A 22,029-nucleotide genomic window follows, 5' to 3' on the forward strand; every position below is an offset into this window, starting at 1 on the left:
GATTAAGTTTAACCAAGGAAAATGCGGCAACGTAATTTTCCTTTTTACTATTTAAAAGGAGCATTAATATGCTAAAACGAACGTTACTCGCTTGTTTAGCACTTAGTTGTAGCTTTCCAAGTTATTCTGCAGATTACATTACAGAAAATCTAAGTACTTACATGCGAAAAGGTGCCGGTGATCAATATAAAATTGCCGGTACAATTCAAGCGGGCGAAAAAATTACCGTGCTTGATCGTAAAGACCGTTTTGTACTTATTCGAGACCGCAGAAATCGTGAAGGTTGGGTACTCAATAATGAAATTTCACAAACAGCAAGCCCAAAAGAATTAATCCCTAAATTACAACAACAAATACAAGACTTAAGCAGTAAATTAAACAAAATTGATAATGACTGGCAACAACGTACAGCTGAAATGCAACGCCGTAGCCAACAAGCAGAACAACAAAGTAGTGAATTACTTGATGAAAATACTCAATTAAAACGTAAATTAGAAGTATTAAAAAATAAAAATCGTGATTTAGAAACTATGCAAGATGCAGAAAAAAGAGAAATTGTGATTCAATGGTTCATCTATGGCGGTTCGGTACTGACTGTAGGCTTATTATTAGGTTTACTGATCCCTTTTATTTTACCACGCAGCCGCCGTAATAATGGTTGGTCCTAATCAATAATTAAGCGAGCTATATCTACTAAAATGTTGCTAAATATGCCCGCTTTTCTTAAGCGCTACCTGTTTTTAAACCACGTATTATTCAGACTTGAGGTGTAATGGCGGCACCTCCTTACCTATTTTTGCATAAAATTCAACGACAAACTCATCGAAACAATCTTGTTCAATTGCTTGGCGAATTTGTACCATTAAACGTTGATAATAGCGTAAATTATGAATTGTATTTAAACTAGCGCCTAAAATTTCACCGCATTTATCTAAATGATAAAGGTATGCTTTCGTGTAATTTTTACAAGTATAACAATCACATTCAGCATCTAATGGCGTAGTATCATTTTTATATTTGGCATTTCGGATTTTCACTACACCATCACTTACAAATAAATGACCATTACGCGCATTACGGGTTGGCATCACGCAATCAAACATATCTATACCACGGCGAACGCCTTCTACTAAATCTTCTGGTTTACCCACGCCCATTAAATAACGAGGTTTATCTTGCGGTAATAATGGTGTAGTAAACTCTAGAATTCGATGCATTTCTTCTTTTGGCTCACCCACAGCTAAACCACCCACCGCATAACCATCAAAACCAATATTGATTAACCCTTTTACCGATTCTCTACGTAATTCTTCGTATGTACTGCCTTGAATAATACCAAATAATGCTCGAGGATTAGCAAGCTCATCAAAACGAATTCGACTACGTTTTGCCCAACGTAACGACATTTCCATTGATTTTTTAGCGTACTCAAAGGTTGCAGGATATGGCGTACATTCATCAAAAATCATCACGATATCTGAGCCTAAATCATATTGGATTTCCATTGATTTTTCTGGCGACAGAAAAATTTTCTCACCACTAATTGGATTTTGAAAGGTAACGCCCTCTTCTTTAATTTTACGTAATTTACCTAAACTAAAGACCTGAAAACCACCTGAATCGGTTAAAATTGGCCCGTGCCATTGCATAAAATCATGTAAATCACCATGCATTTTCATAATTTCTTGACCTGGGCGAAGCCACAGATGGAACGTGTTACCTAATAAAATCTGAGCTCCTGTTGCTTTCACTTCTTCCGGCGTCATGCCTTTTACTGTGCCATAAGTCCCAACCGGCATAAATGCGGGCGTTTCAACATAACATTCACCTTGTGGACGCGAAAACGTTAAACGCCCTCTGCGAGCCATTCCACTCGTACTTTTTAATTCATATTTCATCATTTATCCTTATAGAGAAACAGTCTATAAATCATTCCAAAAGTAAATAAATTAACATTAATCTATCACTATCTTATTTCATTTATGCCAAAGAATTGCTATATTCCAATTAATATCAAAGTGAACCATTCTACCTTTTTTCAAATTGCAAAACTAGAATGGTTAGCTATTTAATCAAATCTCATGACTAGGAAACAAATGAAAACTTTAGTTAATCGATTATTTATAATCAGTACATTCTTTTTAACTAGCGTACAAAGTTATGCAAATTTCATTGATATTAGTGAACAACAGATCAACCAATATTTGGCAACAAAATTAACCGAAAAATTCCGAATGCAAGATCAAATCGGTATACCGGGATTATTCCAACTAAATTACCATTTACATAATCTGACTACTCAAATTGGACGAACAGACGCTAACAAAGTGAGTCTATCCGGCATTATTGATGGCGTTTTGCTACTGAAAGGTAAAAGCTACGATGCTCAACTTAATCTGAACATTGACACTACGCCCTATTATGACACTAAAATTGGTAAACTTTATCTAAAAGATATCCGCTTACTCAACTATAGTGCTAGCCCTGAAAAATACCAAGATAAATTACAAGCTTTTTTACCTTTATTAGTTGACGGCTTGAGTAAAATGTTAAATAACACGCCTATCTATACCCTTGATGAAAACAAAACTCAAGAAGCATTATTAAAAAAATTTGGTAAAGCAATTGTAATAGAACAAGGTAAATTAAGCCTACAAACGATTCTTCTTTAAAAAATTTTGTGATCTAGTGCTAATTTTTAACAATCGAGCATTGAGCTTCTCAAATTTTTAACTAAAATTCATCAAATCAATTGAACTGCTATAGGAGATTATATTGTATGCATATTGGCATTGTGAAATGGTTTAACAACGTAAAAGGATTTGGCTTCATTACTTGTGATACCATTGAAGGTGATATTTTTGCCCACTTTTCTGAAATTAAACAAGATGGCTATCGCTCATTGAAAGTAGGACAAAAAGTAAAATTTGAACTAGTTACTAATGAACGTGGTGCATCTGCTACGCATATTTCTACTATAGAATAAATCACAGTCTAGATTAATAAGCGGTTGAATTTTCAGCAACTTTGCTGAATTCGACTGCTTTTTTATTCTATGTTAGAATCGACCACTTATCCTATCCCTATTTTGTCGAAAAGGAACTAAATGAAACAAATCGAACAATTGTTTATAAATAATCACGCTTGGGCAACACGAATGAAAGATGAACAATCTGATTATTTTAAACAACTGGCAGAACATCAAAAACCCACTTACTTATGGATCGGTTGTTCAGATAGTCGTGTACCCGCTGAAAAACTGACCGGTTTAGGCCCTGGGGAATTATTTGTACACCGTAACGTTGCTAATTTAGTGATTCATACAGACCTAAACTGTCTATCCGTAGTGCAATATGCGGTCGATGTATTAAATATTGAACACATTATTATATGTGGCCATACAAATTGTGGCGGTATTAAAGCAGCAATTGGTACCGTTGAAGATTATGGACTCATTAGCAACTGGTTGCTTCATATTCGCGATTTATGGCTTAAACATAGCCATCTGCTTGGCAAACTCTCCCCCGAACAACGCGCCAATATGATTACGCGGTTAAATGTCGCAGAACAAGTTTATAATCTTGGACGTTGTTCAATTGTTAAATCAGCGTGGGAATGTGGTAAAAAACTATCAATTCACGGCTGGGTTTATGATGTTAATGACGGAGTACTAAATGATCAAGGTGTAATTGCTACAAGTCGTGAGAATCTAGAAATTACTTATCGTAATGCTATAGCCAAATTAACCACAGAGGCTGACGAGTTAGTAGCAAAAAAATTAGCCGAATACCCCAAGTAAGCAATCGATAAAAAAATAGCTAGCCTTTTTACAGACTAGCCATTTTGAACCTAACGAATTTATTTTACCCTAATCACTAACAACTTCAATTCAAAGTTGTTTAGCAATGTTACATTACCCTAAAATGTAACGAGTGCTATTTTAAGCAAAAAAAAACCAATGTCAATAAGAATTATTCTCAAATAATCATTATTCACCAGAAATTTTCATTTTATTGACTAAAATTGAGCCCGTTTGAATATTTGAACGATATTCTACATCATCTGCCACCGCAATAATGCCCTGATACATTTCCTGTAACTGCCCTGCAATCGTGATTTCCGCCACAGGATACTGAATTTCACCATGTTCTATCCAAAACCCTGAAGCGCCACGTGAATATTCACCGGTAACCGGGTTAATTGCTGAGCCTAAAAACTCTGTGACTAATAAACCACAGTCTATTTGTTTTAAGAGACCGCTTAGCCCCCCCGTACAATTTGGTTTAACTAACCAATTGTGAATTCCACCTGCATGCCCAGTCGTTGTCAATCCCATTTTACATGCCGAATAGCTAGTCATTAGATAAGTTTGTAATACCCCAGCAGTAATGATTTCACGATCTTGCGTCCTGACGCCCTCACTATCAAATGAAGAAGAGGCTAACTGACGCAACAAATGAGGTCTTTCCGAAATTGCAAACCACTCGGGTAAAATTTGCTTACCTAAATGATCTAATAGAAAACTAGATTTACGATACAAAGCACCACCACTGATTGCACCCGCTAAATGACCAATCAAGCCTGTAGCTACATCATTATAAAAAATGACCGGTACTTCACACGTTTTTATTTTACGCGGATTTAACCGCTTTACTGCTTTAAATGCGGCTTGCTGTCCGACCCAAATAGGCGACTGTAATTTATCGAACTCACGTGAAATAGTATATTCATAATCACGTTCTAACTGTTCTGAATGCTCAGCAATAACACTACAAGAAAGTGAATAACGGCTAGAAAGGTAACTAGTCAACATACCGTGTGTATTACCATAAACTCGAATACCACTATGTGAATTAAATGTTGCACCTTCACTATTCACAATTCTGTTGTCTGTATGTAAAGCATAATGTTCCGTTTCTAATGCTAATTCAACCACTTGTTCAACAGAAATATTGGCTTGATGATATAACTCTAAATCAATTGGATCAAAAGCCATTAACGCCTTATCAGCTAAGCCCGCGCATTTATCTTCTGAAGTATATTTAGCAATCGCTAGTGCCGATTCTACTGCACGCTGAATAGATTGTGGTTGTAAATCTGAAGTGGAAGCATTGCCTTTTCGTTGGTTAAGGTAAACAGAAATTCCCAATGAACCATCATTATTAAATTCAATATTTTCCGTTTTCTCTAAACGCGTTGAAATAGAAAGCCCCGCCACTTTGGTTACACTTACCTCAGCACTAGCTCCCGCTTTTTGTGCAACATTTAAGGCAAAATCAACGGCTTGGCGTAATGATTGTTCTTGATCTTGAAGTTGTTGTTTAGTTGTTAAAGACATAATTTTTAATCGCCACTGTAATAAACTTGTTCCGTATATTCTACCTTAAAATTCTGCTAGAATATGGCTTTTTTTATCATTGAAGGAATAACTATGGCTAAAAAACGCGGCAAACCAGAAATTGACTGGACAGATGATGATAAAGAAATCATTTGGGTAAGTAAAAGCGAAATCAAACGTGATTCTGAACACCTAAAAAAGTTAGGCGCCGAACTGATTGAATTAACACCACAAAATCTAGAAAAAATCCCCTTAGATGAAGATCTTAAATATGCTATTCGCCAAGCTCAAAGCTTCAAACTAGAAGCTCGTCGTCGCCAAATTCAATTTATTGGCAAACTATTGCGTAACCGAGATTCTGCACCTATTCAAGATGCATTAGATAAAGTAAAAAATAGACACAATCAACAACAAGCATTATTACACAAGCTAGAATTAATTCGTGATCAATTAATAAATATGGGGGATGCATCACTTAATCAGCTACTTAGTGAATATCCTCAACTTGATCGCCAACATTTACGTAACCTCATTCGTATGGCGCAAAAAGAAAAACAGATAAATAAACCGGCTAAAAATTATCATGAGATTTTTCAATATTTGAAAAGCGAACTTATTGTATAGTTTTTATTTTTCATCATTAACTATTTGGAGTCATAATGGAATTTTTTTCTCAACTTTTATTAACTCACTTAGGCTTTGCCTACCTTAGCCTCACGTTATTATTAAGCCGTGGTGTGCTAGCGGCAAAAAAAGTGAATTGGCGTCAATATAAAATATTAAAAATTGCACCTCATATAATCGATAGTTTATTACTAAGCACAGGCATAATCATTTTATATGTATTGTTATCTAACGAAATTTATGCCTTTAATCAATTACAATGGTTACTGCCTAAAATGACCTTTATGGTGCTATACATCATATTTTCTGCTAAAACATTTAAAAAATCTCATCCATTCTCATTTAAATATTTTGTGTTAGCCGTAATTAGTTTTATGCTAATGATGATTGTAGCAACAATGCATTAACCCAATAAGCGGCAAATTTCAGCAACTATTTTGCCCAAAATAGCCGCTTCTCTCATAATCAAGGATTTTATGCAAAAACAACGACTTATTATTGGCATAAGTGGCGCAAGTGGTTTTCAATATGGTTATAAAGCACTACGTTTAATTAAAACAGTAGATATTGAAACACACCTAATTATGACCAAAAGTGCAGAATTAACCCGCTCATTAGAAACAGAACTTAAACGAGAAGAGGTGATTTCACTCGCTGATCATGTTCATACAATCAATAACATTAGTGCTAGCATTGCGAGTGGCTCATTTAAAACATTAGGTATGTTAGTAGCGCCTTGTTCAATAAAAACCCTTTCAGCGATTGCGCTAGGTTTGAGTGACAATCTGCTTACTCGGGCTGCCGATGTTATTTTAAAAGAACGGCGTAAACTTGTTTTAATGGTTCGAGAAACACCGCTTAATCTTAGCCATATCGACAACATGCAACGCATTACACAAATGGGCGGTATCATTTTCCCACCGGTACCGGCTTTTTATCAAAACCCCACATCCATTGATGATATTGTGACTGATAGCGTAAGTCGCGCATTAGATTTATTTAATATTGATATCGCAATGCCTCGTTGGGGAGAGAAATAACGCTACACAAATATGCAAAAAATACCATCATTCATCAGTCGTTTTATTCAAAATAACCACGTCGTCAATTTTGCAGCATACACTATTGATGATTTCTGGACAGCCAGTTGTTTTTATGCATTTGATCACAACATGGCGCGTTTGATTTTACTGACCAGTAAAAACACACGCCATTCACAAATTATGTTACATAACCCCAAAATAGTTGGCACCATCTCAGCACAAATAACAGATATTCAAGCGATTAAAGGTATTCAATTTTCAGCCACATCTCAACTGCTGACCAAGCAAGATACTGAATACCATTCATCATTAACACACTACTATCAATGCCATCCATTTGCCCGCTTAACATCCAGTGATGTTTGGCTATTACATTTAGATATGATTAAATACACCTAAAATGAATACCTATTTGCACAAAAGTCAATTTGGCAACGCCACACTGAATAATCACAATAAAATAGTTTTAGCCAACTCTAGTCAATAACGCCAGTTAACCGCCCGCTAGTTTTACTTTAAAACCTTTTTCCAGCAAGATTTGTTTTAGTAACTCACGGTTATCACCTTGAATTTCAATATTACCGCCTTTCACTGAGCCACCAACACCACTTCTTTTTTTAAGTTCTGCCGCTAATAGTTTTAATGCTACGCTATCTAAGTCTGAGCCTGAGATTATGCTCACGCCTTTACCTTTTCTACCGCTAGTTTGTTTTTGAATCCGAACAATACCATCGCCTTTAGACGGCTCTACTTTTAATTTTTCCGGTAAAATCCGCCCTGTTTCTGTCGAATAAACTAATGTCATATAAAAATCTCAAAAATTGACCGCTTACAATAAAAAAGGCGAGCAAAGCTCACCCTCATTATGATACATAATTATGCAATTGAAGCATTAATAGCTTTTAAAATGGATAAAGGTTCTTGTGCTTGAGTAATAGGACGACCAATAACTAAAAAATCAGCCCCCGTTTGAATAGCCTGTTTGGGTGTCATTACACGACGTTGATCACCAAAATCTGAACCAGCTGGACGAATACCCGGTGTCACAAGTTTAAAATCATCACCACAATGCGTTCTTAACACTTCTACCTCTTGTGGAGAACAGACTACACCATCTAGTCCCGCACGTTTTGCAAGGTGAGATAACCGAATCACCTGTTCCATCGGAGAAGCATTAATACCAATTTGTAACAAATCTAAATCTTCCATACTTGTTAATACCGTCACCGCAATTAATAAAGGCGCATCCTTACCATAAGGCTCAAGAATTTTTTTTGCCTCTTCCATCATTGTTAATCCACCTGACGCATGTAAATCAACCATCCATACCCCCAAATCAGCGGCTGAACGCACAGCCCTTGCCACAGTATTTGGAATATCGTGATATTTTAAATCAAGAAAAACATCAAATTTTCTGTCGTGAAGCTGTTTAACAAAGTGAGTACCTAACGTTGTAAACATTTCTTTACCCACTTTCAAGCGACAAAGTGACGGATCAACCTGATCTATAAAATTCAATGCTTCATTTTCAGTTTCATAATCTAAGGCAACAATAATTTTATTGTCCATAAGGACTCCTCTCCTTTAACTTATCGAGATAATCATTAATATGAATCGATACCATTTATTGGCTTAATTTGCTCCCATTGCCGACAAGATGGGCAATACCAACTCAAACGATAACTTTGATAACCACAATTTAAACAACGATATTGAAAACTTTTTTTAATCCTAGCACCTACCATATTATGCAATAATACTAAACTCTCTTTTGCGCTACCTTTCTCTGCTTCATTTATTTGATAATAAATAAAACGATGAAAAATCAACATACTAGGATACTTGCTTAATTGTTGATATAACTTAGAATGCGCTGCAATCAAACCATCTTTTTGTTCAATTAACTCCGCTAATGCTATGTCCACACTGCTATTATGTTTAACTTGATTTGATCTAATTAGAAATAATTCGTAATTTATAAAATCATGTAATGCCGCATAACACGTTTTAATGTTATGCAACACTTCACTAATATAATCAGGATCTTGAACTAAAATATGCTCAAAATGTGTTAATGCTTGCGAAAATTGTCCTTGCGCCAAATAATAATCACCCAATAACATAGAGGCTCGCGTACACAATGGTGAATATTCTAATGCTTTACCTAAAAGCCTCAAATATAAATCCGCATCTTCAGATTTTATAGCTTGTGCATATTCACAATAATAATGCGATAAAGGAACACCATCAGTTTTAGGATCAATTTTTAAAAGCTTTTCCGCAACATTAATCGCTTTCTTCCATTCATTTGTTTTCTGATAAAGAACCATTAATTGTGTAAGTGAATTTACCGCAAATTCTGGCTCATCTAACAACAAAATATAATAATTTTCTGCGCGATCATAAAAACCTGCCGCCATAAAATCCTTGGCAAGTTGCTGTTTAGCTAATAGTTTTTGTTCAATAGAATAATTTAGACTTGAATCTAGTGCTTGATGAATACGTAATGCGCGATCAACTTCACCGCGAGAACGAAAAAGATTACCTAAAGTAAGTTCCGCTTCAAATTGTGATTCCGTGGTAATCTGATTTTCAGATTCCTGTTTTTGAAGCATTGATAGAAAAAGATCAACCGCTTTTTCTTGCTGATTAGACAAAAGAAAATTTAAACCCGTAACATAATCACGAGAAAATTTATTATTGATAGATTCTTGATCCTTTTTAACACTAAGACGTCCCATATACCAGCCATAAAGCGCTGCAATAGGTAATAAAAGGAACAATAATTCGAACATTAGTTAGTCTTCGGCGTATTCGTTAATTCTGTAATTTGTTGAGCTTGACGCTTTACACGACGATTCAATGCGATAGTTTTTACTTTCAATTTCAAATAAAAAATACCGGTAAGTAACCAACCTAAAATTAAACCCAAACCGAATAGAATAGCAACAAGGCTAGATAAGCGTAATTCACTTTGTGCTACAACATAATTAAATGTAATCAGTTGATCATTATTTGCTCCAATAGTAACCGCAACAATAACAACTGCCAGGGTAATTAAAACGCCTAAAATATATTTCATTGTTTATCCTCTTAGTATACTAATAGAAAAGACAAAATTGCCCTTAGAAAACCCTATACTAAATCAACGCGTTCTTTTAAATCCTTACCCGCTTTAAAAATGTGGCACATATTTTGCATCTAACTTAACACTTGCCCCCGTTTTAGGATTGCGACCAATACGTGGCTGACGATAATGTAAAGAAAAACTGCCAAAACCTCTTATTTCCACTCTCTTAGCCTGCTCCAAAGTGAGCATAATATTTTCCAAAATATCTTTAACGCCGTCTTCAACTGCCTTTTCTGGTAAACTCGGATTTAACGCTATTAATTTTTCAATAAGCTCTGATTTAGTCATAAAATTTCCTCTAACTGATTAAATCAAAGCGGATATGCTTTCACATACCCGCTCCTCTAATTAGACAGAATTCTAATTATTCACCTTTTGCTGCTTGGAAAGCCGCTGTCATTGCATTTGGCATTTCAACATCTTGTTTATTTACTTGAGCAAGTGCAGCAGATTCTTCAGCTTCGTCTTTTGCACGCACAGATAAATTAACTAAACGAGATTTACGATCAATACCGGTATATTTTGCTTCAATTGAATCGCCAACAGAAATTACTGTTGTGATATCTTCTACACGCTCACGTGTTGCTTCATTAGCACGGATAAACGCTTCTACACCGCCTTCTAATTCAACTTTAACGCCTTTTGTGTCAACATCGACAACTTTACCCGTTAAAATAGCGCCTTTTTTAGTGCTATCTACGAAATTAGTGAATGGATCAGATTCTAATTGTTTAATACCTAAAGAGATACGCTCTTTAGCAGCATCTACTTGTAATACAACCGCTTCTACTTCATCACCTTTTTTGTAGTTACGCACAGCTTCTTCACCGGTAACATTCCAAGAAATGTCAGATAAGTGAACTAAACCATCAATTCCACCTTCAAGGCCGATAAAGATACCGAAATCAGTGATAGATTTAATTTTACCTGTCACTTTATCGTTTTTATTATGCGTTGCAGCGAAGTGTTCCCAAGGATTTGCTTTACATTGTTTTAAACCTAATGAAATACGACGACGTTCTTCATCAACCTCTAAAACCATTACTTCAACAACATCACCAACGCTAACGACTTTAGAAGGATGAATATTTTTATTTGTCCAATCCATTTCTGAAACGTGAACTAAACCTTCAACACCATCTAAAATTTCAACGAAACAACCATAATCGGTTAAATTAGTTACTTTACCTGTTAATTTGCTGTTTACAGGGTGATTTTGAGCGATTGCAGCCCATGGATCTTGGCCTAATTGTTTTAAGCCTAATGATACGCGTGTTTTTTCTTTGTCAAATTTAAGTACTTTAACCGTTACTTCTTGACCTACAGCAACAACTTCGCTAGGGTGTTTAACACGTTTCCATGCCATATCTGTGATATGTAATAAACCATCAACACCACCTAAATCAACGAATGCACCATAGTCAGTTAAGTTTTTAACTGTACCAGTAATAACAGAACCTTCTACTAAGTTCGCTAATACTTCATCACGATCTTGGCTATTTTCTGATTCAATTACTGCACGACGAGAAACAACTACATTGTTACGTTTTTGGTCAAGTTTAATGACTTTAAACTCTAATTCTTTACCTTCTAAGTTTAAAGAATCACGTACTGGACGAGTATCCACTAATGAACCTGGTAAGAATGCACGTACACCATTTAATTCAACAGTGAAACCACCTTTTACTTTACCATTTACGAAACCAATAACGGTCGCTTGTTCTTCGAATGCTTTTTCTAATGCAATCCAAGCTTCGTTACGTTTTGCATCACCACGAGAAACTACTGTTTCACCAAAGCCATCTTCAACTGCTTTTAGTACTACATCTACTTGATCGCCAATTTGAACTTCAAGCTCACCTTGTGCATTAGTAAATTCTTCCGCAGGAATTGATGATTCAGATTTAAAACCTGTATCAACAATAACATAGCCTTTTTGAATAGCAACAACAGTACCTTTAACTACATCGCCTAAACGCGGAGTTGCAGCAAAAGATTCTTCTAATAATTGAGCAAACGATAATTCTGACATAATTTTCTTCTTTAATTAAAAAATGAACATCCATTTAACTTCCTGTTAAACGGGGTTAACAATAATTACTAAACAAATCCTATGTTTAGCAAACATTAAAATTTCTTGAATTTAGCAATATGCGCCAATGCTTGGCAAATTACCTCTTCAATGGATAAATGCGTAGAATCTAATAATAACGCATCTTTAGCTGGAACTAATGGCGCCACTGCACGTGTTCTATCTCGCAAGTCTCGCGTTTTAATCTCGGCTAAAATCTCGCCAAAGTTAGCATTAAATCCTTTTTCTTGCAACTGTTTTACACGTCTTTTAGTGCGTTCTTCTGCGCTTGCCTCTAAAAAAAATTTGACTTGAGCATCGGGAAAAACGATGGTTCCCATATCTCTCCCATCAGCAATCAAGCCCATAGGTGAACTAAAATCACGCTGTCTTTGCAATAAAGCGGAACGAACTTTAGGGAAAATGGCAATTTTTGAGGCATTTTGACCCGCTTCAGCACTCCGGATCTGTGTTGTTACGTTCTCACCATTTAGAATAGCGGTAACTTCATCATTATTTGAGATAAATTCAATCGCTAAAGTAGGAATTAATTTAGCTAATTCATCTTCATCGTCAAAAGCGATACCTTGTCTTAAAGCAGCTAATGCGCTAATACGATAAATCGCGCCGGAATCAAGTAGCGCAAAACCTAATTTATTTGCTAACGCAGCAGATAATGTGCCTTTACCTACACCACTTAGACCATCTACCGTAATGACAAAATTATTCATTTCATTATTCCTAATTATATTAATTTAGATTTATAGTGCTGGAAATTCACCAATTATCACATCTACATCAAAAATATGATTATCACGTAATACTTGCACGTTGACTTGCGTGCCGGGTTTCATATTTGCCAATACATCCATCATCTGAGTGGGCGATACGGCTCGAATATTGCCTATTTTTAGAATGCGGTCATTTTTTTTAATCCCCGCTTCATCTGCCGGGCCATTTACGGCTACTCCGGTAATCAAAACGCCATTATCTGAATTCTCTGCGTTAGAATATAAAGTACTATTAACACCAAAATAGCCTCGTATTACTCGACCATCTTTAATGATTTTCGCCATAATTTGTTTAGCTAAATTAATTGGAATAGCAAAATTTAATCCTTCTGCTAATTCATCATTTGTTTTGCCTAAACTGAGCGTATTAATGCCGATTAACTCACCGACTGAATTGATTAATGCGCCACCAGAATTGCCACGGTTAATGGACGCATCGGTTTGAATAAAATTTTGACGACCGCCATCGGTTAGTGCATTACGACCTGTAGCACTAATAATGCCTTGTGAGATACTTTGCCCTAAATTAAATGGGTTGCCAATAGCTAAAACGATATCACCAATGCGGATAGGCCGTTCATCATTTTGAGGAATAGTCTGTAAATATTGCGCATGAACTTTTAACACTGCAAGATCTGTTAACGTATCAGCACCGACTAATTTTGCATCGGAAATTTCACCTGTCTGAAACGCAACAATAATTTGTTCTGCGTCCTCAATCACATGTTTGTTGGTTAAAATATAACCATTCTCCGTCATTACCACGCCTGAACCTAAATTTTTAACTTCAAAATCTCCGGTCTTTTCATCTAATGAGCGATTATATACATTGACTACCGCAGGCGAAGCACGGTTTACTGCATCATGAAAACTGGCTATTTTTTTACTTGATTGTGGTAGTACATCAACTTTATTATTAATAATTGGTGATACATATAGAATAAGAAATGCACAAAAAAGCCCAAAAATAGCCGCTCGAATGATCTTCTTTAACATGTTTTCCTATCCATTTTTTCTAACATTACATAGCCAATATTATATAGGAATTTTACAGGTTAACACAATCAATCATCAGCTAAAAAACGACTAGCCAATCACAACCGCTGTACCTGTGGCTACTATAATAAACATATCTTTTTTGCCCATTGATTGATATTGTATAGAAACACCTATTACAGCATTAGCGCCTATATTTCTTGCTTGTTTTTGCAATTCGACCAATGCTTTTTGGCGCGCTACATTTAATTTATCTTCATAGACACCTGAACGACCACCAATCATATCCGTAATACTTGCAAAAAAATCTCGAATAATATTTGCGCCTGCAACAACCTCTCCAAATACTAAGCCTTTATATTCAATAATTTGCCGATTCTCAATAGTGGGAGTTGTCGTAATAATCATTTGTCCTTCCTAAATTTTTGCATGCTATTTACTTTTAGCGTTAATACCGTTTAAAGTTGCTTTTGCAAAGCGACTAAAGCTAATGCACGATGTGAAATTTGTTTTTTCTCCGTTGAATCTAATTCCGCAAAGGTGCACTGTTTAGCTGGATAAAAGAATAATGCGTCATAGCCAAAACCATTTTGACCACGTTCTTCACGTAGAATTTCACCAAAACATTCGCCAAATGCAATCTTAGGCGTTGGATCCGTTTCATGCTTGAGCAGAACAATACAACTGACAAATTTTGCCGCACGTTGTCCATCTGGTATGTTTTGCATTTCAGCTAATAACTTTCGTCGATTGGCTGTATCATCGTCCTCAATTCCGGCATAACGTGCTGAATAAAGGCCAGGAGCCCCTGCTAATGCATCAACTGCCAATCCAGAATCATCTGCAATGGCGGGTAAGCCGGTCATTTTTGAGGCATAACGTGCTTTTAATAAGGCATTTTCAACAAAAGTTAAGCCTGTTTCTGGCGGTGAAATTAAGCCAAATTCACTTTGTGCAATCACTTCAAATCCGAAAGCGGACAATACATCCGCCATTTCTTTTACTTTGCCTTTATTACTGGTCGCTAATACAACTTTGGTACGATTCATCGTCACTCCTTTGCACCTCTGTGCTTAATCAACTCGCTTACGCTATTGGTAAGCTAACATTATTTGTTTGTACTATTTTATGTTAGATCGGTGATTGCTAGCTTGGAAGGGGTTGATTATAAATAACCAACATAATTTCAAATACGTTGCTAATTGCTTTACTGAATAATAAAAAGTGAATGATGATTAAAGCAAGGTATTGGGTAATGTTACCATTACTTGTACACCGCCTTCAGCACGATTGATAATAGTAAATTCGCCTTTTAATTGTGCAGCTCTTTCTTTCATAATCGTCAGCCCATAATGCTCATCTGGTTCAATGCCATTCACGATTCCATTACCGTTATCTCGTACAATTAAACATTGTTCGCCATCTTGATTAGTTTCAGCAATCACTTCAATTTGGATTGCATTTGAATGTTTTATAGCGTTAATAACCGCTTCTCGCACAATCTGTAATGCATGGACTTGTTGCTGAGCACTAAACGTTTGCGAAGGTAATTTACAATTTAAACTTATTTTTGCTGAAGTTCGTGAGCGTAACGAATCCAAAACACGTTCTAATGCACAGGTTAAATTAGCTTCTTCAATAGTTAAGCGAAAAGTCGATAATAACTCTCTTAACTGACTATATGCCTCATTTAACGCTTTTTCAAAATCCGCTAAAATCGTCTTCTGTTTGTGCCAATTTTTCACCGTTTCACTATTATATTTCAATAAACTAATTTGAATTTTAAAAAAAGTAAGCGACTGAGCCAATGAATCATGCAATTCCCGTGCAATAATCGACCGCTCTTCCATCAACACTAATTGCTGTTGTTGTTTTTGTACTTGTAAAATGTATAGACTACGGCCGATCATTTCAGAAACATTTTTAATTAGTCGTTCATCTGGGCATAATAATGACGGCTTCCAACGTAATAATGCTACTTTTTCATTTTCAACCGCTATTTCAGTAAAATGCCATTCTTGTGCGGGTGCATTATCAATCGTGACATTCCAATAATCCGCACCATAAACCTGAACTTCAATTGCACGTAAATGCTCATTATCCAAAATGATTTGTAATACTTGGTACAACACACTTTGATTAACCGGTTTAGCACTCAAAAGCTGTGAGCATTGAAATAGGACTAATAATGAGCGATTAACAGAAATTAAGCAACGGGTTTTGTCCTCTACTTTTTCTTCTAATGAAGCATAAAGTTTAGCTAATTCACTGGTCATCTGTGTAAAAGCAGAAGATAAAAAGCCTAATTCATTAGGTTCTGCTACCACTAATTTAACATGATCAAAATCTTCATTTTTAATCTGTCGACTTGCAACCACTAATTGATTTAAAGGCGCAATAATTTTTTTACGGGTATACCAAACGCCAATATAAGCTAAACCGATAATGAGTAACATTGAAACAATAATTACACCAATCGCAATCTTCAGCTTCAATTCAGCAAATGATTGTAATGACCATACAAAATTATTAACTTGCCGTGCATAGCCTTCAAGATTTGCAACATACGCATCACGGTCGCCATTAATAATAAAGCCTTCCATTGCCTGCCAACTTTGCTTTAAATTATCATAGCGTTCCATCACTTCGGTCGGTAAAAAACATTTATATTCTAATGATTCTTTAATCTCTGGTGAGTTTAAACTTTGACGATATTCAGCTAGGCGTGATGGAATAGAATTAGGGTGGTGTTCCATTTCATATAAAAAGCGGTAACTTTGCATGCGTAATGAACCAGAAACATTAATCAGCCCTGCATCAGATTTATTGCTCCACATAATGCCTAATGAAATGCCACTAATCAGTGAAGCAAAACCAATCATTATCAGAAAATAAAAGCCAATTCGGCGTGCAATAGAATATTTAGGATTAATGATAAACTTATTCATTAAGATTCAATAATTGGGTTAATTCTGTCGCAATACTATCTTCAGCATTCGAACCAATCGTTTTGTTGGCGATCTGCTGTACTTGTGGTGAGGATCCTACCATTGCAATACCCATACCAACTAAAGCTAACATTGAAATATCATTAAAATTATCACCAAAAGCAACCACATTTAGCGGTGAAATGCCTTCCATTGCCAATAATTGGGCTAACATTGCCCCTTTACTATTTCCTACACTGGTAATATCAACACGATCGTGCCACGACCATTCTGGACTAACTTGACTAAGCGGTAGTTTTTCTACAAACGCGTGCAATTTAGCTAAATCCGGATCGCTGATCAGGACTTTCCAAATCAAAGTGCCTTTATCAATTTCCGTATTAAAATCATCAATTTGATACACATTAGGCCGTACATTTTCCTGACAAGATTGCACCCATTTCTGAAATCTTACAAAGTGAGGATTAAGTTGTTCATAAGTCATTGCATCGCGAAAATAAACCGCTGTATGAATGCCAACCGCTTTAGCCTGATCAATTAACGCTTTTGCCAATGTAGCCGTTAAAGGCTGACCCGCCAACACCTTATCTTGTTGGAAATCATATAAATAAGTGCCATTACAGCAAACTACGGGAGTATCTAAAGCAAGTTCTGCATAATAAGGCCGTACTGCGGTATGATGCCTGCCCGTAACAAAGAACACTTTCAATCCCTTTTCTCTCGCTTTTTGAATCACTTGCTTACTTGATTCAAGAATAGTGCCATTTGGACTGAGAAGCGTTCCATCGAGATCGAAGGCTATAGCTTGATAGCGCATAAAAATGCTCCTGTATTTTATAAAAAGAAAGGACAATCCAACTGAATTGTCCGCTATTTTACTCTAGTTCCTAAATCACTGTAAATTATTTAGCCAAACATATACCTCTGTTTTACGTAATGCGTCCACGTAATTTGCTCCCGACGTTATTGCCATTAAACTAACACGGAATAGCAATACTGATTTTAAAGCGGTATTAGGCTTTCAACTCTTAACTGTATATTTTTATTGCCTCTAAATTCATTAATATCCAATTTATACACTATTTGCGCGAGCTTAATTGATAAATCAGGGAAATTACGAAGATCCACATTAAACCAAATCGCATCATATAACTCAAAACGATCATTGAATTGAATCATTAATTTTAAGTGCTTACCCGCCAAAATACGTTGTTGTAAAATCAGACACTGCCCTTCAAAAAGGGGCTCAGGAAAATGTTGTCCCCAAGGGCCAGCAGACTGTAATAATTCTGCTATTTCAAGTGTCATTTCATCTGCTTGTAATTCACCATCTGTATAAATAACGCCCTGTAATTGTTCTGGTGAAATAAATTGATCCACGATTTCATCAAAAACAGTTTGAAACGTTGAGAAGTCATCTTGATGAATAATTAAACCCGCTGCCATCGCATGGCCGCCAAATTTAACAATCAGATTTGGATAGGTTGAATCAATTCTTTCTAATACATCACGCATATGCAATCCGGCAATAGAACGTGCTGAGCCTTTCAAATAAACACTGTCTTCACTTTCTTGTGCAAAGGCAATCACAGGGCGATGAAATTGATCTTTAATTCGGGAAGCCAAAATACCGATCACGCCCTGATGCCAATCTGCTTGATATAACACGATACCGTGCGCTTGTTCTTTTTGCATCAAACTAGGTAATTTCGCACAAATAGCTAATGCTTCCGCTTTCATTTCTTGCTCAAACGTTTTACGCTTTTGGTTAAGGTTATCAAGCTCAAAAGCTAATTGACGAGCTAACGCAATATCATCGGTGATTAATAACTCAACGCCCAACGACATATTCTCTAATCGACCCGCTGCATTTAAACGAGGAGCAATTACAAAACCAAGATCGGCCGCTTGTAAGCTACTTAAATCGCGTTTAGCAATATCGGCTAAAGCACGAATGCCAGGCCGGCAACAACCTGAACGAATACGATTCAAACCTTGATGGACTAAAATTCGGTTATTGTGATCAAATGGTACTATATCTGCAACAGTGCCTAACGCCACCAAATCAAGCAATTCAGCTAAATTAGGTTCTGCTATTTTAAATAATGCTAATTCCCGCATCCGACTTCTTAGTGCCAACATCACATAAAATGCAACACCTACCCCCGCAAGTGCCTTAGAAGGGAAATCACAATTTACCAAATTTGGATTAATTAATGCATCCGCATCCGGTAATTTTTCCGCAGGTAAGTGGTGATCGGTCACTAATACCTTTATTCCTTGAGATTTGAGTAACTCAACACCTTCAAACGATGAAATACCATTATCTACCGTAATAACTAAATCTGCACCTTTGGCCAACACGGCTTCAGCAACCGCTACACTCAACCCGTAACCTTGCGAAAAACGATCGGGGATTAAATAATCCACTTTAGCAAAGCCTAATTGACGTAAAGCCAAGATAGTCAAAGCGGTACTCGTTGCACCATCCGCATCAAAATCTCCCACAATAACAATCCGCATATCTGTTTGAAATGCTTCAATCAATAACGCCACCGCTTGATCAATATTCGCTAATAATTGTGGTCGATGAAGATATTTCAACCCCCGCTCTAAATCATGTAAAGTAGCAATATTACGGCTTTGATAAAGGCGATTTAATAAAGGATTGGTGGATAACGTCAGCGTAGTGAGTTGAGGTCGTTGTTTAATTAATTTTTGCACAGTTTTTCTTCTATCATCTAAAATTAAATAAGCGATCTAATTTTGCAAAAATTTTACAAAATCAAACCGCTTATATTCAAGGCATTTATAACTTTTATTGGTCTAATTCACTCAACAATTTAGCTAAGTCTTTTGGCTCAACATAACCCGCAATTAATTCACCTTGACTACTCACTATATTTGGCGTGCCAACCACACCGAATTTTGATCCCAGTTCAAAATGTTTTTTCACTAAATTAGGTGATGCTAAAGATGTTGGCAACACCCCGTTTTCCGCATCATTTAACGCTTTAACACGATCGTTTGAGGTCCAAATAGCTTCCATTTGTTTAGCCGTTTGCGTATTCATACCGCCACGAGGAAACGCCAAGAAGCGGATAGTAATGCCTAAATCATTATATTCTTTTAACTGCTTATGTAATAAATGGCAATAATGACAACTAATATCCATAAACACGGTTACAACATGTTTCTCTTGTTTAGCAGGATAAATAATCATTTCTTTTTCTAACGCATTAAGTTCAGTTAATAATGCTTTATTAGTAATATCACGCGCCTTATTATTTTGTAATTCAAATATTTTACCTTGAATAACATAACGACCCGTTTCACTAATTTGCACCACGCCCTGATTAGATACTGCCGTTCGAAATCCCGGTAAAACCGAATCTTGAATACTAACATTAGTAGCACCCATATTCTCTAAAATACGCTGTAAATTTGCATCATCTGCCATCGCTGAAAGATTAACGAATGATAAACCAAATAATGCAATTGCCGTTTTCCTCATCTTGAAATCCTTAATAATATAATTAGAAATTTATAACTTTAACTTAGCTTCCACTTGTTTTGCGCGTTTTAAGAAAGCTTGTCGCTCCTTATTGGCCATAACAGAACTTGCACCCGGTAATTTTACCGTCATAGGATTGACCGGCCGACCATTAATATGGAACTCATAATGTAAATGTGGTCCAGTTGAGCCACCGGTATTACCTGATAATGCAATACGTTCACCTTTTTTGACGCGCTGCCCCACTTTAACTAACGCTTTACTTAAATGCATATAAACTGTAGTGATATGCCCATGCCGAATTTTAATATAACGACCTGCACCATGTGCTTGATAAGCAATGTGTTCCACAACACCATCTCCCGGCGCAATCACTGGCGTACCGGTAGGCACACTAAAATCAACGCCATTATGCGGTCGAATTCGCCGAGTAATCGGATGTAAACGGCGAGGATTATAATTTGATGAAATTCTTGCCGCATATAATAATGGGATTCGTGCAAAACCACGACTTAATGTTTCACCATGATTACTGTAATAACGCCCATTATCTGCTTGAATAGCATAATGGCGTTTCTTATTACTGACGACCAAAATACCTTCTACATTGCCAACATCTGTCACCTTGCCATCAACATATTCACGCCTAACCAAAATAGCAAAGCGGTCGCCTTTTCGTAGCCGATTGGTAGCAATTTGCGATTGTAACCCAACGGATAATTGCTTAATTTGACGATCTGAAAGGCCCACATTTTTAAGGCTAGCATAAAAGCTACCAATAATGACACCTCTTACTACATCTTGTCGCCATTCGCCTTTTTTCTTAATCTTCTGAAAAGCCCATTCACCATCTTCAGTACGTTGATAAATAAGCTCTTCTTTTTCAGACACTAGCCAGTTCATATATTCCAACTCGCTATGATTGTCTAATATCCAATAAAATTGTTGACCGCCTTTTAAGTTAGCTAATTCCGGAAAACGCTCAATCATCGCCTCTGCGACCACTCGACTAAGACCAGATTGCTCTAATACATCTTTTAACTTATCGCCTTGCGCAACCGTATAACTAAATTGATCTTGAATCCGTAACGCTTCATCAGCAACTTCAATAATATCATCTACAATTTTTTCTGCTTCAGGCGAAAGGACTTCTTCAATAACTTTATCTTTTTTTTCTATTTGTCCATACAGACCTTCAACTTCATCATCTTGATCTTTTAATTCATCATCATAAGACGTAGCATTATGATCTTCAATCATATCTGATTCCGCTTTACTCCATTGCGACTGCTCATCAACCGCTTGTCCGAGTTCCACAGCATACGATTGCCCGTTAGTTTCATTTTTAGGATCGTGGATATCTGCTTGTTCGGCAACTTCTTCAGCTAAATCACCCTGCTGATTGATAAGATAGTGATCTACATCAGATAACGAATCCTTATTTAAAAAATCATTTTTTGAAACAAGGAAAATACTCATTAAAATTGATAATAACGCGATGAGAAATAACATTATTTTATAGCGTAATTTCTTACGGCGGCGTTCCCTCGCTAGTACTACATGTCGCAAAATAT

The 22,029-nt window shown here is 36.3% G+C and carries 24 protein-coding genes and 1 pseudogene; 8 read left to right on the forward strand and 17 right to left on the reverse strand.

What is annotated here, in order from left to right:
- Positions 1–68: 68 nt before the first annotated feature.
- The gene (locus BMX01_RS03835; protein WP_074647794.1) at positions 69–668 is read left to right on the forward strand and encodes a TIGR04211 family SH3 domain-containing protein; all 600 of its coding nucleotides are present in this window, start codon (positions 69–71) and stop codon (positions 666–668) included.
- An 84-nt stretch (positions 669–752) separates the two neighbouring features.
- Here the strand turns inward: BMX01_RS03835 and tgt are convergent, their stop codons facing one another.
- Positions 753–1,898 carry a tRNA guanosine(34) transglycosylase Tgt gene (tgt, locus tag BMX01_RS03840; RefSeq protein WP_064081840.1) on the reverse strand — a complete coding sequence of 382 codons (1,146 nt, stop codon included), beginning with the start codon at positions 1,896–1,898 and terminating at the stop codon, positions 753–755.
- A 198-nt stretch (positions 1,899–2,096) separates the two neighbouring features.
- Between tgt and BMX01_RS03845 the strand changes: the two genes are divergently transcribed.
- From BMX01_RS03845 to can, 3 genes are all read left to right on the forward strand, one after another.
- The gene (locus BMX01_RS03845; protein WP_064081839.1) at positions 2,097–2,672 is read left to right on the forward strand and encodes a YceB family lipoprotein; all 576 of its coding nucleotides are present in this window, start codon (positions 2,097–2,099) and stop codon (positions 2,670–2,672) included.
- Positions 2,673–2,779: 107 nt separating this feature from the next.
- Positions 2,780–2,986, forward strand: a complete 207-nt coding sequence (gene cspD / locus BMX01_RS03850) for a cold shock domain-containing protein CspD (protein ID WP_064081838.1) — start codon at positions 2,780–2,782, stop codon at positions 2,984–2,986.
- Between the two features lie 120 nt (positions 2,987–3,106).
- On the forward strand, positions 3,107–3,799 hold the full coding sequence (can, locus tag BMX01_RS03855; protein ID WP_064081837.1) for a carbonate dehydratase: 693 nt from the start codon (positions 3,107–3,109) through the stop codon (positions 3,797–3,799).
- Positions 3,800–3,988: 189 nt separating this feature from the next.
- Here the strand turns inward: can and pmbA are convergent, their stop codons facing one another.
- Complete coding sequence (gene pmbA, locus BMX01_RS03860) at positions 3,989–5,338, reverse strand: metalloprotease PmbA (RefSeq protein ID WP_064081836.1); 1,350 nt, start codon at positions 5,336–5,338, stop codon at positions 3,989–3,991.
- 93 nt (positions 5,339–5,431) lie between these two features.
- Here pmbA and yjgA point away from each other — a divergent pair, with 93 nt between their 5' ends.
- From yjgA to BMX01_RS03880, 4 genes are all read left to right on the forward strand, one after another.
- Positions 5,432–5,962 carry a ribosome biogenesis factor YjgA gene (gene yjgA / locus BMX01_RS03865; protein ID WP_064081835.1) on the forward strand — a complete coding sequence of 177 codons (531 nt, stop codon included), beginning with the start codon at positions 5,432–5,434 and terminating at the stop codon, positions 5,960–5,962.
- 35 nt (positions 5,963–5,997) lie between these two features.
- Positions 5,998–6,369, forward strand: coding sequence for a SirB2 family protein (locus BMX01_RS03870; protein ID WP_074647797.1), 372 nt, complete (start codon positions 5,998–6,000; stop codon positions 6,367–6,369).
- A gap of 69 nt (positions 6,370–6,438) precedes the next feature.
- Positions 6,439–7,002: a UbiX family flavin prenyltransferase gene (locus tag BMX01_RS03875; RefSeq protein WP_074647800.1), complete on the forward strand. Its 564-nt coding sequence runs from the start codon at positions 6,439–6,441 to the stop codon at positions 7,000–7,002.
- A gap of 12 nt (positions 7,003–7,014) precedes the next feature.
- On the forward strand, positions 7,015–7,404 hold the full coding sequence (locus tag BMX01_RS03880; protein WP_064081832.1) for a PNPOx family protein: 390 nt from the start codon (positions 7,015–7,017) through the stop codon (positions 7,402–7,404).
- A 94-nt stretch (positions 7,405–7,498) separates the two neighbouring features.
- Here the strand turns inward: BMX01_RS03880 and yciH are convergent, their stop codons facing one another.
- From yciH to mepM, 15 genes and pseudogenes are all read right to left on the reverse strand, one after another.
- Positions 7,499–7,810 carry a stress response translation initiation inhibitor YciH gene (gene yciH / locus BMX01_RS03885; protein ID WP_064083298.1) on the reverse strand — a complete coding sequence of 104 codons (312 nt, stop codon included), beginning with the start codon at positions 7,808–7,810 and terminating at the stop codon, positions 7,499–7,501.
- Positions 7,811–7,881: 71 nt separating this feature from the next.
- Positions 7,882–8,574: an orotidine-5'-phosphate decarboxylase gene (gene pyrF, locus BMX01_RS03890; protein ID WP_064083166.1), complete on the reverse strand. Its 693-nt coding sequence runs from the start codon at positions 8,572–8,574 to the stop codon at positions 7,882–7,884.
- A 35-nt stretch (positions 8,575–8,609) separates the two neighbouring features.
- A complete protein-coding gene (gene lapB, locus BMX01_RS03895) occupies positions 8,610–9,800 on the reverse strand; it encodes a lipopolysaccharide assembly protein LapB (RefSeq protein WP_064081829.1) in 1,191 nt (396 codons plus the stop codon).
- Entirely contained in the window at positions 9,800–10,087 is a 288-nt protein-coding gene (locus tag BMX01_RS03900) for a LapA family protein (RefSeq protein WP_064081828.1), read from the reverse strand. The genes lapB and BMX01_RS03900 overlap by 1 nt, the downstream gene beginning before the upstream one ends.
- Positions 10,088–10,140: 53 nt before the next feature.
- Positions 10,141–10,423 (reverse strand): annotated as a pseudogene (locus BMX01_RS03905) (integration host factor subunit beta).
- A gap of 76 nt (positions 10,424–10,499) precedes the next feature.
- On the reverse strand, positions 10,500–12,167 hold the full coding sequence (gene rpsA / locus BMX01_RS03910; protein ID WP_064081827.1) for a 30S ribosomal protein S1: 1,668 nt from the start codon (positions 12,165–12,167) through the stop codon (positions 10,500–10,502).
- A gap of 95 nt (positions 12,168–12,262) precedes the next feature.
- Positions 12,263–12,937 (reverse strand): (d)CMP kinase, encoded by a 675-nt coding sequence (gene cmk, locus BMX01_RS03915; protein WP_064081826.1) that lies wholly within the window; start codon positions 12,935–12,937, stop codon positions 12,263–12,265.
- 30 nt (positions 12,938–12,967) lie between these two features.
- Complete coding sequence (gene degS, locus BMX01_RS03920; RefSeq protein ID WP_064081825.1) at positions 12,968–13,993, reverse strand: outer membrane-stress sensor serine endopeptidase DegS; 1,026 nt, start codon at positions 13,991–13,993, stop codon at positions 12,968–12,970.
- A gap of 90 nt (positions 13,994–14,083) precedes the next feature.
- A complete protein-coding gene (locus BMX01_RS03925; protein WP_064081824.1) occupies positions 14,084–14,401 on the reverse strand; it encodes a YbjQ family protein in 318 nt (105 codons plus the stop codon).
- A 50-nt stretch (positions 14,402–14,451) separates the two neighbouring features.
- The gene (gene rdgB / locus BMX01_RS03930) at positions 14,452–15,042 is read right to left on the reverse strand and encodes an RdgB/HAM1 family non-canonical purine NTP pyrophosphatase (protein ID WP_064083299.1); all 591 of its coding nucleotides are present in this window, start codon (positions 15,040–15,042) and stop codon (positions 14,452–14,454) included.
- A 186-nt stretch (positions 15,043–15,228) separates the two neighbouring features.
- Positions 15,229–16,941, reverse strand: a complete 1,713-nt coding sequence (gene narQ / locus BMX01_RS03935; RefSeq protein WP_064081822.1) for a nitrate/nitrite two-component system sensor histidine kinase NarQ — start codon at positions 16,939–16,941, stop codon at positions 15,229–15,231.
- Complete coding sequence (locus BMX01_RS03940; RefSeq protein ID WP_064081821.1) at positions 16,934–17,758, reverse strand: pyridoxal phosphatase; 825 nt, start codon at positions 17,756–17,758, stop codon at positions 16,934–16,936. Before BMX01_RS03940 ends, narQ begins: the two co-directional genes overlap by 8 nt.
- 185 nt (positions 17,759–17,943) lie before the next feature.
- Entirely contained in the window at positions 17,944–19,665 is a 1,722-nt protein-coding gene (recJ, locus tag BMX01_RS03945) for a single-stranded-DNA-specific exonuclease RecJ (RefSeq protein WP_074647803.1), read from the reverse strand.
- 94 nt (positions 19,666–19,759) lie between these two features.
- Entirely contained in the window at positions 19,760–20,455 is a 696-nt protein-coding gene (gene dsbC / locus BMX01_RS03950; RefSeq protein WP_064081819.1) for a bifunctional protein-disulfide isomerase/oxidoreductase DsbC, read from the reverse strand.
- 30 nt (positions 20,456–20,485) lie between these two features.
- On the reverse strand, positions 20,486–21,955 hold the full coding sequence (gene mepM / locus BMX01_RS03955; protein ID WP_064082992.1) for a murein DD-endopeptidase MepM: 1,470 nt from the start codon (positions 21,953–21,955) through the stop codon (positions 20,486–20,488).
- Positions 21,956–22,029: the final 74 nt, after the last annotated feature.

Origin of the sequence: [Haemophilus] ducreyi (assembly GCF_900109315.1) — a bacterium.
Taxonomy (GTDB): domain Bacteria; phylum Pseudomonadota; class Gammaproteobacteria; order Enterobacterales; family Pasteurellaceae; genus Haemophilus_B; species Haemophilus_B ducreyi.